At 70.4% G+C, this 13,631-nt stretch carries 14 protein-coding genes; 10 read left to right on the plus strand and 4 right to left on the minus strand.

Translation table 11 applies throughout. The features are described 5' to 3' along the window. Positions 1–1,444: hypothetical protein (locus IEY82_RS39380; protein ID WP_229697685.1), on the minus strand; the 1,444-nt coding region annotated here is incomplete at its 3' end. A 9-nt stretch (positions 1,445–1,453) separates the two neighbouring features. Between IEY82_RS39380 and IEY82_RS39385 the strand changes: the two genes are divergently transcribed. Continuing rightward, a complete protein-coding gene (locus IEY82_RS39385; RefSeq protein ID WP_229697687.1) occupies positions 1,454–2,269 on the plus strand; it encodes a prolipoprotein diacylglyceryl transferase in 816 nt (271 codons plus the stop codon). A gap of 64 nt (positions 2,270–2,333) precedes the next feature. Here IEY82_RS39385 and IEY82_RS25915 read toward each other — a convergent pair whose 3' ends face one another. Next, complete coding sequence (locus tag IEY82_RS25915) at positions 2,334–3,209, minus strand: MBL fold metallo-hydrolase (protein WP_225263746.1); 876 nt, start codon at positions 3,207–3,209, stop codon at positions 2,334–2,336. Between the two features lie 160 nt (positions 3,210–3,369). Here IEY82_RS25915 and IEY82_RS25920 point away from each other — a divergent pair, with 160 nt between their 5' ends. Next, a complete protein-coding gene (locus IEY82_RS25920; RefSeq protein WP_189126829.1) occupies positions 3,370–3,771 on the plus strand; it encodes a single-stranded DNA-binding protein in 402 nt (133 codons plus the stop codon). A gap of 139 nt (positions 3,772–3,910) precedes the next feature. Here the strand turns inward: IEY82_RS25920 and IEY82_RS25925 are convergent, their stop codons facing one another. After that, a complete protein-coding gene (locus IEY82_RS25925; RefSeq protein WP_189126830.1) occupies positions 3,911–5,320 on the minus strand; it encodes a DUF1015 family protein in 1,410 nt (469 codons plus the stop codon). A 110-nt stretch (positions 5,321–5,430) separates the two neighbouring features. Between IEY82_RS25925 and IEY82_RS25930 the strand changes: the two genes are divergently transcribed. Together IEY82_RS25930 and IEY82_RS25935 are read left to right on the plus strand one after the other, a co-directional pair. Next, positions 5,431–5,853 carry a tetratricopeptide repeat protein gene (locus tag IEY82_RS25930; protein WP_189126831.1) on the plus strand — a complete coding sequence of 141 codons (423 nt, stop codon included), beginning with the start codon at positions 5,431–5,433 and terminating at the stop codon, positions 5,851–5,853. A 260-nt stretch (positions 5,854–6,113) separates the two neighbouring features. Continuing rightward, a complete protein-coding gene (locus tag IEY82_RS25935) occupies positions 6,114–7,085 on the plus strand; it encodes an HAD-IIA family hydrolase (protein ID WP_189126832.1) in 972 nt (323 codons plus the stop codon). Positions 7,086–7,277: 192 nt separating this feature from the next. Here IEY82_RS25935 and IEY82_RS25940 read toward each other — a convergent pair whose 3' ends face one another. Beyond that, positions 7,278–7,625 (minus strand): SCP2 sterol-binding domain-containing protein, encoded by a 348-nt coding sequence (locus IEY82_RS25940; RefSeq protein WP_189126833.1) that lies wholly within the window; start codon positions 7,623–7,625, stop codon positions 7,278–7,280. A gap of 124 nt (positions 7,626–7,749) precedes the next feature. On the opposite strand from IEY82_RS25940, the gene IEY82_RS25945 reads away from it, so the two are divergent. From IEY82_RS25945 to IEY82_RS25970, 6 genes are all read left to right on the plus strand, one after another. Beyond that, a complete protein-coding gene (locus tag IEY82_RS25945; RefSeq protein ID WP_189126834.1) occupies positions 7,750–7,908 on the plus strand; it encodes a hypothetical protein in 159 nt (52 codons plus the stop codon). Then, positions 7,905–8,717, plus strand: coding sequence for a TlyA family RNA methyltransferase (locus tag IEY82_RS25950; RefSeq protein WP_189126835.1), 813 nt, complete (start codon positions 7,905–7,907; stop codon positions 8,715–8,717). Before IEY82_RS25945 ends, IEY82_RS25950 begins: the two co-directional genes overlap by 4 nt. Next, a complete protein-coding gene (locus IEY82_RS25955; protein ID WP_189126836.1) occupies positions 8,714–9,613 on the plus strand; it encodes an NAD kinase in 900 nt (299 codons plus the stop codon). Before IEY82_RS25950 ends, IEY82_RS25955 begins: the two co-directional genes overlap by 4 nt. Positions 9,614–9,676: 63 nt before the next feature. Then, a complete protein-coding gene (gene recN, locus IEY82_RS25960; RefSeq protein WP_189126837.1) occupies positions 9,677–11,386 on the plus strand; it encodes a DNA repair protein RecN in 1,710 nt (569 codons plus the stop codon). Between the two features lie 73 nt (positions 11,387–11,459). Next, positions 11,460–12,656, plus strand: a complete 1,197-nt coding sequence (gene steA, locus IEY82_RS25965; RefSeq protein ID WP_189126944.1) for a putative cytokinetic ring protein SteA — start codon at positions 11,460–11,462, stop codon at positions 12,654–12,656. Then, entirely contained in the window at positions 12,653–13,630 is a 978-nt protein-coding gene (locus IEY82_RS25970; protein ID WP_189126838.1) for a copper transporter, read from the plus strand. The genes steA and IEY82_RS25970 overlap by 4 nt, the downstream gene beginning before the upstream one ends. The last annotated feature ends 1 nt before the right edge of the window (position 13,631 follow it).

A 13,631-nucleotide genomic window follows, 5' to 3' on the forward strand; every position in this document is an offset into this window, starting at 1 on the left:
GCGTCCCGAGGGCGGTTACGGCGGTGATCGCGGTCCGCGTCGTGATGACGATCGGCGTTCGTCCCGTGACCGCGATGATCGCGCTCCTCGTCGTGAGGGCGGGTACGGTGCGGATCGTGGTCCCCGTCGCGAGGGCGGGTACGGCGGTCCGCGTCGTGAGGGTGGATTCGGCGGTGACCGGGGTCCGCGTCGTGACAATGACCGGCGTTCGTTCCGTGACCGCGATGATCGTGCTCCTCGTCGTGAGGGCGGGTACGGCGGTGATCGTGGTCCGCGTCGTGATGACGACCGGGGATCCTTCCGTAACCGTGACGACCGCAGCCCGCGCAGTGAGGGTGGGTACGGCGGTGATCGTGGTCCGCGTCGTGACGATGACCGGCGTTCGTTCGGTGAGCGTGATGATCGCGGTCCTCGTCGTGAGGGTGGTTACGGCGCGGATCGTGGCTCGCGCGGTGAAGGCGGTTACCGCGGTCCGCGACGCGAGGGCGGTTACAGCGGAGACCGTGGTTCGCGCGGGGACAGTGGCCCGCGTCGCGAGGGTGGGTACAGCGGCGATCGCGGCCCGCGCCGTGACGGCGGTTACGGTAGTGATCGCGGTCCCCGTCGCGAGGGCGGTTACGGCGGAGACCGTGGTCCGCGTCGCGAAGGCGGGGACCGGGGCTCGCGCGGCGAGGGTGGGTACGGTGCCGCTCCGCGTCGCGATGACGAGCGCCGTCCCTTCCGCGACCGCGATGATCGCGGACCTCGTCGTGATGATGATCGGCGTTCGTTCCGTGACCGTGACGACCGCGGCCCCCGTCGCGAGGGCGCTGACCGGGGTCCGCGGCGTGAGGGCGGCTACGGGGATGACCGGGGTCCGCGGCGCGAAGGCGGCTACCGGGATGACCGGGCGCGACCTTTCTCGCGTGATCGCCAGGAGCACCCCGAGGACGGCACCCGTGCCCGGTATGGCCGGAATGACCGCGAGGACAACATGGGGCGTGAGAGCATGCCGGAGCTCGCGCCTGACATCACCGCCGACGAACTCGACAAGGAAGTACGTGACGAACTCCGTTCGCTGCCGACGGACCTTGCCGAGCTGGTGGGCAGGCACCTCGTCGCCGCGGAGCGCGCACTCGAAGAGGATGACACCGACAAGGCGCACGAGCACACCAAGGTGGCGCGAAGGTTCGCGGCCCGCATCGGTGTCGTCCGTGAGGCGGCGGGCATCGTCGCCTATCGCGCCGGCAACTTCGCCGAGGCGCTCAGTGACCTGCGCGCCGCCAGGCGGATGACCGGATCGGACGCGTACCTCCCGATCATGGCCGACTGCGAGAGGGGCCTTGGCCGCCCCGAACGGGCCCTCGACCTGGTCCGGTCGCCTGAGGCTGAGCGTCTCGAACGGGCTGAGCGCATCGAGCTGTCCATCGTCGAGTCCGGTGCGCGCCGCGACCTCGGTCAGCACGACGCCTCCGTGATCATCTTGCAGCGCCTGCCCGAGCTACGTGATCCGCAGCCGAAGCCGTGGTCGGCGCGGCTGGCGTTCGCGTACGCCGACGCGCTGGCCGAAGCGGGCCACCCGGAGGCGGCGACTGACTGGTTCGCCAGGGCGATGGCCTTCGACGAAGACGGCGAGACCGACGCGGCGGAGCGCTACGCCGAGCTCACCGGCACTGTCATCGAGGACATCGAAGAGGACTTCGATGACGAGTTCGAGGCGGACGAACAGGACGCGGAAGCCGTCCTGACCCTTGCCGAAGATCTGCCCGACAAGACGAAGAAGCCGGCGCCCGCTGACGGTGAAGCCGGAACGCGGGACAGCGCCGAGCCGGAGGGTGCCGCGGACGTGGCGCCATCGGACCTCGGCGGCAAGCAGGACGGCCCGGAGACGACCGAGCCCAAGGACGTCGCCGCGAAGTCGCCTGAAACGGAGGAGGTTCCGGAGTCACCGGTGATTGGTGACACGATGGACGCCACCGGGGCAGGCGACGTGAACGAAGCGGCGGAGGCGAAGGATCTCACCTCGGCGGAATCCGGTGAAACAGAGGCCGTCTCCGAGTCCACATCGTCGGCTGGTGCGAAGGTTGTCCCCGAATCGGCTGACGGCGTCGACACCGGAGTGTCCGGTGACAGGGTGGACTCCGACGATGACGGGGAGGCCGCTGGTGAGACGGTTGTGGTGAAGGGCGATACGCCCGACATCAACCTGGCGTTCATCGAGCCGGACTTCGGCGACATCCTGGATGTGCCTGACGAACCAGCCAAGGAACATCCCAAGCACGACAACTGACGTCTTACGAGACGTTACTGCGGCGGGTGGCCCCTGGGGTCACCCGCCGCAGCAATCTGAGGTTCTACGGTGAGACGCGGTCGAGCCAGTGGATGATGCCGGCCACGTTGGACGCGGCGCCGCTGAGCAGTTCGAACTGTTCGGCCGTCTCGTCATCGGACTTCAGTGCGGTGTAGCGCTCCTTGGTGCGTTCTCTTACCATGGCGACGGCGTGGTCCAGATCCACGCCCTCCGCATGCGCCTGGCGGGTCAGATCGACCCAGATGCGGAGTTCCTCCGCAGAGCGTTCCAGTGTCTCCTGTACCGCGTCCACGGGCCCATAGTGGCTGAACAGCAGCCGTTGCGGCCCAAGCGCCCCGAACAACGCGATCGAGTCGAGTGCCGTCCGCAGGTCGAAGTCCGGCGGCGGGGTGGCCGGACGCAGGTCGCCGGTCTGTGGCAGGTAGACCCCGGCCGCGTCGCCCACGTAGAGATCACCGGTGCCCGAATCGATCAGGCCGACGTGGTGCTTGGCGTGACCGGGAGAGTAGTGGCTGTTCAGTGTCCTGCCGTTGCCCAGGTCGATGGCGCCAGTGTCGCCCAGCGCCACGATCCGCTCGGCCTCGGTGGGGGACAATTCACCGAAAAGCGTGTCGAGCCGGTCGCCCCACACCATCCGGGCGCTGGCCATCAGTCGCGATGGGTCGGCCAGATGCCTGGCGCCCTTCTCATGCACGACGATCTGCGCGTTCGGGAAGAAACTCGCGATGTCCCCGACCCCTCCGGCGTGGTCGAGGTGGATGTGCGTGACGACGACCGTGGCCAGGTCCTGAGGTCCGACGCCAAGCGAGGCCAGCGCGTCGCGCACGATCGGGGCCGACGTCGAGGTGCCGGTCTCGACGAGACACGGCCGATCCCCCAGGATCAGATATCCAGCGGTGATGCCCGAATACCCCGCCATTCTCGTGTCGATTTCATACACGTCTCCGCCTAGGGCGGTGATGTTGTCCACAGGCAGCTCCCGAGCGTCGGCCACTGTCCCCAGAACGGCGTTCGGCCGATCCGGCTCTCTGCTCATCGTAGAGAGTGAGCCTCACCAGACCACAGACGGGAGGACGACAGTGGACCGCAACGAGGTCGTGCTGGTGGGGAGGCTGTCCATGGCAGCCGAGGACAAGACGCTGCCGAGCGGCGACACCCTGACGAAATGGCGCCTGGTCGTACGACGGCGCCGCCGTCACAAGCGAGGTGAGGCTCTGACGGACAGCATCCCGTGCGTGACCTTCGACCCCGAGACGGCCGCCTTCGTTCGCAGTCTCGATCTTCAGGACACCCTGGAGGTCATGGGCGCCTTTCGTTGCCGCATCTACGGCCCGGCCACCGCCAAGGTCTGGCGTTACGAGGTGGAGGTGTTCACTGCCAAGGCAGTAGAGGAGGCGACGTGCCCGGCTCCCGAGGTGACGTCCGTGGACCTCGTCACCCGGCCACCCCGTGCGGTGGCATCCCTCGCCCGAGCGGGCTGAATTCCCCACTCCGCAGCGCCGTGGCCACGGTCCCGGGCGCCTGATTCACATGCGGCCCTCCTCAGGACGCCGCGTCCGGAGGCTCGTGATCAGGTCCCTGTGAGGCCGGTGGCGCGGTTCCTGCGGATGAGCGGGGAGGTCAGTCGATGGCGAAGGTGCGCAGGACGAGGCCGGTGCGGGGCTTGGGGCCGAAGGAAGTGGACTTGCGGGGCACCCGTTCGCCGCTGGCGGCCACGGCCAGCACGTCCTCGACGGCGAGAGGCTTGAGGATCACGGCCGTGCCGCCCATGCTGACGGCCAGCCGGGCAGCGGCCTCCGCGTCGTGGTGCACCACGCGTACGGCCTGTTCGTCATCCCGCATGCCCCACACCCGCGGCATGACGAACTCCGTCAGGATCGAGGTGTTCAGGGAGTTCCATCGGTCGGAGCGGTCGGCGGGCATCGCGAGGGCGAGCTGCACCGGGTCAGGATTGGTCAGTAGGTGGCAGCCGCCCTCGCCGGCGATCAGAAAGGCTGGTTCCGGGGCGGCGTCGAGCGCGGCCAGGCCCTCGGTGAGGGTCGGGTGGTCCTGTACGCGCCACGAACCCTTGGCCCTGGCGGCCGCCTCGTCCAGCGGCAGGCCAGGAACGACCCGGTGGATGGCCTTCAGGTCGGGCGGGTACGCGGAGGAGTCGACGAGCAGCGCCAGCCCGAAGTCCCACGGGCCCAGCGCCCGCTCGTCGGCCGAGCCTGAGGCGCCGGGCGGCGACGAGGCGGCGACGTCCAGGGGGCTGGGTTGAGACGTCGCGCGCGCGGCGTGCTCCTGACGTTGGAGCATGCGATACGTCGCGTACCTGTGGTGACCATCGGCGATGAGGGCCTGGCGGCTGCGGAGGTCGGCGTTGACGGCGTCGATCTCCGCCTGGTCTGTGATCGCCCAGAGGCGGTGGTCGAGGCCGTCCTCTGTCCGGGCGCTCACCAGCGGCGCACGGTTCACGGCCACCTCGTCCACCAGGGTGGTGGCCGTGCTCTGGGCGCCGTCGTACAGGAGGAAGATCGGTTCCAGGTTGGCCTGGGTGGTGCTCATGAGCGCGAGACGGTCGGCGACCGGGCCGGGCAGCACGTCCTCATGAGGCAGGATGATGCGGCGCGCGGGGTCAGTGAGGGCCACGTCGCCGATGATCCCGCGTTGCAGCACGCCGGGGCCGCTCTGCTCGTACACGTAGAGCGCCGGGCGTTCGTCCGATGCCAGCACGCCGGAGTCGAGCCAGGCGCGCAACGTGTCCCGGGCCTCGACATACCTCTCTTCGAGGGGCTTGTCGGACCGGCTGGCGGGGGAAGGGTCAGAAGACGCGCCACCGGACGTGGGCGGAAACGATGGCGACGCGCCGGGAAGGATGAGGCGGACGACATTGTTGGGATGTGCGTTGAGGAGTACGCGGACGTCGCCGTCGGAGATCAGATCGTAGGGCGGGGAGGTCACCCTGGCGGGCTCGTCGACAGTGAAACGGACGCCACGGAAGGGCCGCAGCACCAGTCCATCGGGTACCGGCAGTTCATGAATCCCCATACCGGGCATGCTCCCATAAAGATCCGAGTCTTCCGGAAATCCCCACACCTCAGCCGTTCCGAGATCGCGGTGTCCAGCGGATCCGTCGTCTGCAGAAGGAGGCCTCACGCATGGTCCAAGGACGAAACGTCCACGATGATTCCCCTGGAGCCCCGGAGGGGGACGTATACGAGTGGTATCAGCGGGGGGTGAAGCTGCTCCGCGAAGGTAGTCCCGCGGCTGCCGCGGCCCTGCTCGAGCGTGCCGCGACGGCCGAGCCCGACTCCCGTAGCATCCGTGAGGCTCTGGCCCGGGCGCAGTTCAACTCGCGGCAGTATTCCGACGCCGCCGCTAGCTTCCGCCAGATCGTGGACGCCAATCCGGCGGAGGACTACGCCTATTTCGGGCTTGGCCTGGCGTTGTGGCGGACGGGCGATGTGGAGGGAGCCCAGGAGCCCCTCGCGATCGCCGTGGCCATGCGCCCGGACGAGCGCCACTACGTGTCCGCTTTGAAGAGCGTCCGCGCCACCTTGCGTGCCCGCCGCGAGATGTGACCTGCGCTACCCAAGCTGAAGTCCGCTTCATGTGAGATGGCGGGCAGGAGCGCTGTACGGCTCGCCAAGGCCGTGGTGGATCTCGTACGCGCGTCTTCGGCGGCGAAATCGCCGAACGGTTCCGTCCATGCCGGGGTGAGATCGGGCTGTGCTGGGGTGAGATCGGGTGGTTCGGACATGGTCGGCCTTCCTAGGGTGGGTAGGAGGTCCCCGACGCTAAGGTCTCACGCGACGTGAGAGCCGAACCGGAATGAGGCGCTGTGCTGATCGACGGTTATGACACCCTGCTGCTCGACCTCGACGGGGTCGTCTACCTGGGCGACCACGCGGTTCCCGGCGCGCCTGAGGCGCTGGAGGTGGCACGGGGCAGGGGTGTCCGCCTGGCGTACGTCACCAACAACGCCTCGCGCACCCCCGCGGCCATCGCCGGCCATCTGCGTAGGTTGGGCGTGCCGGCGACGGCCGACGACGTCGTAAGCTCCGCTCAGGCGGCCGCGCGGCTGGTCTCCGAACGGGTGCCGCCGGGGTCGAACGTGCTGGTCGTCGGTGGGTCCGGCCTGCGGCTGGCGGTGCGAGACAGGGGTCTTCGGCCGGTGACCACGGCGCTGGACGCGCCCGCCGCGGTGGTGCAGGGTTTCGCGCCGGGACTCTCCTACGGGCTGTTGGCGGAGGGCGCGCTGGCGGTGCGGCAGGGAGCGCTGTTCGTCGCGTCCAACGGCGACCACACCATGCCCACCGGCCGCGGTGAGCTACCGGGCAACGGCTCGATGGTGCGGGTGATCGCCACGGCGACGGGCGTGGAGCCGTCGTACGCGGGCAAGCCCGATCCGCCGCTGCACCGGGAGTCGGTGATCCGCACCGGGGCCCGCCGGCCGCTGGTCGTGGGCGACCGGCTGGACACCGACATCGAGGGGGCGGTCAACGCGGGCGTGGACGGCTTGGTGGTGCTCACCGGAGTGGCGACACCGCTCGACCTGCTCACTGCCGGTCCCCGGCAGCGGCCGACGTACTTGTCGGAGGATCTGTCGGCGCTGCTCGAGCCCTACCCGGAAGTGCGGCACGGCGGTTGCGGCGGTTGGCGGGCCCGCTGGGTGGACGGCGTGCTGCGACTGGAGGGCGACGGGAGCCGGATCGACGGCCTGCGTGCCGCCTGTGACGCCGCGTGGGCGGCGGCGGGAGAGGGACGGGTGGAGGAGGACGCGGTCAAGCACGTGCTCGACCGCGTCGCGTGACGGCGGCTCGGCTCGGGCGACGCGTTCAGCGGTCTGGCGGGCGAACTGCAAGGAGCCCGCGGCGCCGGCAGCCCACGGTGCCCGCATCCACGGCCGGCAGTGGCGCCGATGAGGAGACCCAGGTGTTCGCCCGTCGCCAAACAGTTGATGAAGTCACTGAATATCCGCGAGGCGACTCAGGTCAACGGGCCGTCAGATCAGACGACGCAGGCGCAGCAGGTCGCCGAAGCTCGCGTCGATCTTCACTTTGCCCCCGAGCAGCGCGCGGGCCAGGTCGAGCTCCCCGTTGACCATCGACACGAGATCGTCGCTGCCGATCGTCAGCCTGACGTCAGCGGATCTGCCGTCCGTGGGAGGTTCCTCAAGAAACGGGTCAAGTCCGTTGTGGTGCAGGCGGCCGTAGAACGTCACGGCAAGGTCGGGAATTCGGCAACTGACCGTGCGCTCGACCACGTGCCTGGCCCGGTCCTGCTCGTCGATCTCGTCGAACTGGGCGACGAGCTTGGCCAGTGCCGCCCGGCACTCCTCGACGCTTGCCATGGTGCCCATCCTTTCTGACCTCTAGGACGTAGCGTTCCACATCAATCGCGGCCGCCATGACCCTTCAACGTCTGACACGCCTGCCAAGGTGCCGGGCGCTCCCGAGAGGCGTTACCGTCGTGTCATGAGTGCGCTGCCGGAGGAGACCGGCGACGAGCGGGTCGACGCCGTGCTCGACGGCCTCGGTCGTCTGGCCGGGCTGCCGGTGAGCGACCATGTGGCGGTGTTCGAGGAGGCGTTCTCCGGGCTTGAGGCCGCCCTCGCCGACGTGGACGACCAGTGAGCCGCCGGATCCGTCTGGACAGCGAGCTGGTACGACGGGGCCTCGCCCGGTCGCGTGAGCAGGCGGCCCAGCTCATCGAGGCTGGCCGGGTCTCCGTCGGCGGCCGGCGGGCGGGCAAACCGGCCACGCAGGTCGACACCGCCTCACCCATCGTCGTGGCCGAGTCTCCCGACGGGCCCGACTACGTATCACGCGGGGCCCACAAGCTGCTCGGCGCGCTCAAGGCGTTCGAGAGCCTGACCGTCGAGGGCCGCCGCTGCCTCGACGCGGGCGCGTCCACCGGCGGCTTCACCGACGTGTTGCTGCGCGCGGGCGCCGCCCACGTGCTCGCCGTCGACGTCGGCTACGGTCAGCTGGCCTGGTCGCTGCGCACCGACGAGCGGGTCACCGTGATGGAACGGGTCAACGTCCGCGACCTCACCCCCGACATGGTCGGCGAGCCGCCCACGCTGATCGTGGGTGACCTGTCGTTCATCTCGCTGCGGCTCGTGCTGCCCGCCCTGGCCGGCGTGGCCGCTCCGCGAGCCGACTTCGTGATGCTGGTCAAGCCGCAGTTCGAGGTGGGCAAGGAGCTCGTGGGAGCCGGCGGGGTGGTGCGCGACCCCGAGCTCAGGGCGGGAGCCGTGCGCGAGGCGGCGGGCAGTGCGGTCCGGCTCGGCCTGGAGGTGCGCGGCGTCACCGCCAGCCCTCTGCCGGGGCCCTCCGGCAACGTCGAATACCTCCTCTGGCTGGGCAAGGGCGAGGGCGCGCCGCCGGTCGCCGACCTCGAGGCCGAGATCCGGCGTGCCGTCGCGGAGGGGCCGCAATGAACCGGACCGTCCTGGTCACCGTGCACACCGGGAGAGAGGCGGCCGTCGACAGCGCCCGCCTGGTCATCAGCCGTCTGGTCGACGCCGGACTGACCGTCAGGGTGCTCGACTTGGAGGCGCCCGAGCTCGCCTGTCCGGGCGCCAAGGTGGTGCCCGGCGACGCCGACGCGGCCAAGGGCGCCGAAGTCATGATCGTGCTGGGCGGCGACGGCTCGCTGCTGCGCTCGGCCGAGCTCGCCCGCCCCACCCGCACGCCGCTGCTCGGTGTCAACCTCGGGCACGTCGGGTTCCTGGCCGAGGCCGAGGTGGCCGACCTCGCCGCGGCGGTCGACAGCGTCGTCGCCGGCCGCTACGACGTCGAGGAGCGCATGACGATCGACGTCCTGGCCCGGCAGAACGGGCAGGTCATCGCCGACACGTGGGCGCTCAACGAGGCGACCGTGGAGAAGCGCGACCGCATGCTGGAGGTCGTGGCCGAGATCGACGGGCGGCCCCTGTCGCGCTGGGGCTGCGACGGGGTGATCTGCGCGACCCCCACCGGATCGACCGCCTACGCCTTCTCCGCCGGCGGCCCGGTGGTCTGGCCGGAGGTGGAGGCGCTGCTCATGGTGCCGATCAGCGCCCACGCGCTGTTCGCCAGGCCGCTGGTGGTCTCGCCGCGCTCCACGCTGGCCGTCGAGATCCTGCCCGACACGCCCGGCGGGGTGCTGTGGTGCGACGGGCGACGCCGTTTCGACCTGCCGTCCGGCACCCGGGTGGAGGTCCGCAGGGGCTCCGATCCCGTACGGCTGGCGCGATTGCACGGGGTGGAGAGCACCGGCGCGCCCTTCACCGACAGGTTGGTCGCCAAGTTCGAACTGCCCGTTCAGGGGTGGCGCGGAAGGGTGCGTCCCTGAGTGAATGAGCGGTGAGGCGCGTAGGATCATGCGCACAGGTGTTCGGAGCGACGGGAGTGGGCAGTGCGACCAAGGGTCGAGGAGGTCCGCATCCAGGGGCTCGGCGTCATCGATGAGGCCGTGCTCGAGCTTTCGCCGGGCTTCAACGTGGTCACCGGCGAGACCGGCGCGGGCAAGACGATGGTCGTCACCGGGCTCGGGCTGCTGTTCGGCGGCCGGGCCGACCCGTCGCGCATCAGGCCGGGCGCCGACAAGGCCACCGTCGAGGGCAGGCTCGTCATCGAGACCGGCGGCCGGGTGGCCCAGCAGGTCGAGGACCTCGGCGGCGACGTCGACGACGGTGAGCTCCTCATCTCCCGCACCGTCTCCGCCGAGGGCCGGTCGAGGGCCTGGCTCGGCGGTCGCAGCGTCCCTGTCGGCACCCTGACCTACCTGGCCGACGACCTGGTGGCGGTGCACGGCCAGATGGACCAGCAGCGCCTGCTCCAGCCCGCCAGACAGCGCGCCGCGCTCGACCGCTACGCGGGAAACGGCCTGGTCAAGCCGTTGCGTGCCTATACGCAGGCGTACAAACGGCACAAGCAGGTGAGCGCGCTCCTCGACGAGCTCACCACCCGGGCACGCGAGCGTGCCCACGAGGCCGACCGGCTCAGGTTCGGCCTGGAGGAGATCGAGAAGGTCGACCCCAAGCCGGGCGAGGACGTCGAGCTGCGCGGCGAGGAGGAGCGGCTCTCGCACGCCGACGCCCTGCGCGGCGCGGCCACGGGCGCCCACACGGCGCTGCTCGGCGACCCGATGGAGGCGGCGAGCGACGCCCGGGACGTGATCTCGCTGCTCGGTGAGGCGCGCGCGGCCGTCGAGGCGGCGGGCGACTTCGACGCGCAGCTGGCCGGGATGGCCGAGCGGCTGGCCGAGGCCGGCTACCTGATCTCCGACGTGGCCACCGATCTGGCCGCCTACGCCGAGTCGATCGAGGCCGACCCCGCCCGGCTGGCCGCCGTGCAGGAACGCCGGTCGCTGCTGTCCGGGCTGATCCGCAAGTACGGCGAGGACAGCGCCGGGGTGCTGGCCTGGGCGCGCGAGGCGGCGGCCCGGCTGGCCGACCTCGAGGGAGACGACGACCGCATCGAGGAGCTGACCCGCGAGCAGGAGGAGCTGACCGCGCAGCTCACCGAGCTGGCGGCCAAGCTGACCGTCGTGCGTGAGGCGGCCGCCGAGCGGTTCGGGCGGGCCGTCACCGAGGAGCTGACCGCGCTCGCCATGCCCCATGCCAGGGTCGTCGTCCAGCTCACCCAGGCCGCCGACTTCGGCCCCGAGGGCGTCGACGAGGTCGAGCTGCGCATGGCCGCCCACCCCGCCGCTCCGCCGCTGCCGCTCAACAAGGGTGCCTCGGGCGGCGAGCTGAGCCGGGTCATGCTCGCCATCGAGGTGGTGTTCGCCGGTGCCGATCCGGTGCCGACCTTCGTGTTCGACGAGGTCGACGCCGGAGTGGGCGGCAAGGCCGCGGTCGAGATCGGCCGCAGGCTGGCCCGGCTGGCCCGCACCGCGCAGGTCGTGGTCGTCACCCACCTGCCGCAGGTCGCCGCCTTCGCCGACCAGCACCTGGTGGTCGAGAAGGCCGGTGACGGCAGCGTCGTGCGCAGCGGCGTGCTGGCGCTCGACCATGAGGGCAGGGTCCGCGAGCTGTCCCGCATGCTGGCCGGACTGGAGGATTCCGAGCTGGGCAGGGCACATGCCGAAGAACTCCTCGGGCTGGCCGCGGCAGACCGGTGATCCGATGTGACATAGCGGACACACCGCGTACTGAATGGCCTCCCGGCCGTTTCACTCTGGCAGGATGGTCATGATGAAGGTTCCGGGGAGCAGAATGCCGGGCCTCCGTGCGAAGAAGGTCGCGGACCTTCCCGGTGTCACGGCTGTGGCGAGAGTCGATCGGCGGACGAAGAGGCTGACCAAGCGCCTCCAGCCCGGTGAGATCGCGATCATCGATCACGTCGACGTGGACCGGGTCAGCGCGGAGGCTCTCGTCGCGTGTGGTGTCGCGGCCGTGGTCAACGTGGCGGCGGGCATCAGCGGCCGCTATCCCAACCTGGGGCCACAGATTCTTGTCGAGGCGGGCGTGACGTTCGTCGACAATGCCACGCCGGAGCTGTTCGAACGTGTCCAGGACGGCGACGTCGTCCGCCTGCACGAGGGCGTCGTCTACCTCGACGACGAGCTCGCCGGCAAGGGCGACGAGCAGACGGCCGAGGCCGTCGACGCGGCCATGGCCGAGGCCCGAGCCGGCCTCGCCGTGCAGATCGAGGCCTTCGCCGTCAACACCATGGAGTACGTCCGCGGCGAGGGCAAGCTGCTCATCGACGGCGTCGGGGTGCCCGACATCCGCACCCCGATGGAGGGCCGGCACGCCCTCATCGTGGTGCGCGGCTACCACTACAAGGAAGACATCGCGACGCTGCGCCCCTACCTCCGCGAATACCGGCCGGTGCTCATCGGCGTCGACGGCGGCGCCGACGCGCTGCTCGAGGCCGGCTATCTGCCCGACGTGATCGTGGGCGACTTCGACTCGGTTTCCACCAAGGCGCTCACCTGCGGCGCCGAGCTGGTCGTGCACGCCTACCGTGACGGCAGAGCTCCGGGCCTCGAACGGGTCCACCAGCTCGGCCGCGAGGCGGTGCTCTTCCCCGCCACCGGCACCAGCGAGGACATCGCCATGCTGCTGGCCGACGACAAGGGCGCCGAGCTGATCGTCGCCGTCGGCACCCACGGCACCCTGGAGGAGTTCCTCGACAAGGGCCGGTCCGGGATGGCCAGCACCTTCCTCACCCGGCTGCGCGTCGGCAGCAAGCTCATCGACGCCAAGGGCGTCAGCAGGCTCTACCGCAGCCGCATCTCCACGCCGCAACTGCTGTTGCTGGTGATCACGGCGTTGATCACCATGGGCGTGGCGCTCTTCCTGTCGCCGCTCGGCCAGACCTGGCTCAACGGCCTGCAGGACGTCTGGAACGCATTCATCTTCTGGTTGGTCGGACTCTTCTCGTGATCGATTTTCGCTATCACCTCGTCTCCATCGTCGCGATCTTCCTCGCGCTCGCCGTGGGCATCGTCCTGGGCACCACGCTGCTGCAGGAGCCCGCGCTCAAGTCGGCCGAGGAGCTGACCGCCCAGCTGGCCAAGACCAAGGAGGAGCTGCGCACCCAGGTCAACCTGCTGCAGGGCCGGGAAGCCGGCAACGACGCGTTCGTCAGCGAGCTCACGCCCAAGCTCGTCGCGGGCGAGCTCAACGGCGAGCACGTGCTGCTGATCGAGGCGCCGGGCTCCAGCTCCGCCAACCGCGAGGCGCAGCACCAGGTCCTCCTGCAGGCGGGCGCGGCGATCACCGGACGGGTGACGCTGACCGACAAATACCTCGACCCCGCCAACGCCGGCCTGATCGACGGGCTGGTCAACCAGCTCAAGCCGGCCGACATGGTGTTCCCCGAGGGGGCCGCCACCTACGACAAGGCGTCCACCCTGCTCGCCGCCACGCTCATGACCACCGATCAGGGCCAGGCGGGCACCGCCAATCAGGCCACCGCGGCCGTGCTCGACGGCTTCGAGACCGGTGGCCTGCTCAGCGTCGACGACGAGCCCAAGAAGCGGGCCACCCTCGCCGTGATGTTCGCGCCGGAGGAGCCCTTCGAGGGCAAGTACGCCGCGGTCCAGGCCGGCGCCCTGGCCTCGCTCGCCGGCGGGCTCGACGCGGGCGGCAAGGGCACGGTGATGACCGGCAGCGGGAGCTCCGCGGTCGGCCCCGGAGGCGCGCTCACCACGGTCCGTGACGACGGCGACATGGCCAAGCGCGTCTCCACCGTCGATACCCCCGACATGCCGGCGGGCCAGATCGTGATCGTCTACGCTCTGCGGGAGCAGGCGCGCGGCGGCGTCGGCCAGTACGGCATCGGCGCCGGAGCCTCGGGGCCCATGCCCGCGCTGCCCACCTCGTCCCCGTCCCCCTCCAACGAGTCAGGGAGCTGAC

This window comes from Nonomuraea cavernae (assembly GCF_014646355.1).
In the GTDB taxonomy this organism is placed as follows: domain Bacteria; phylum Actinomycetota; class Actinomycetes; order Streptosporangiales; family Streptosporangiaceae; genus Nonomuraea; species Nonomuraea cavernae.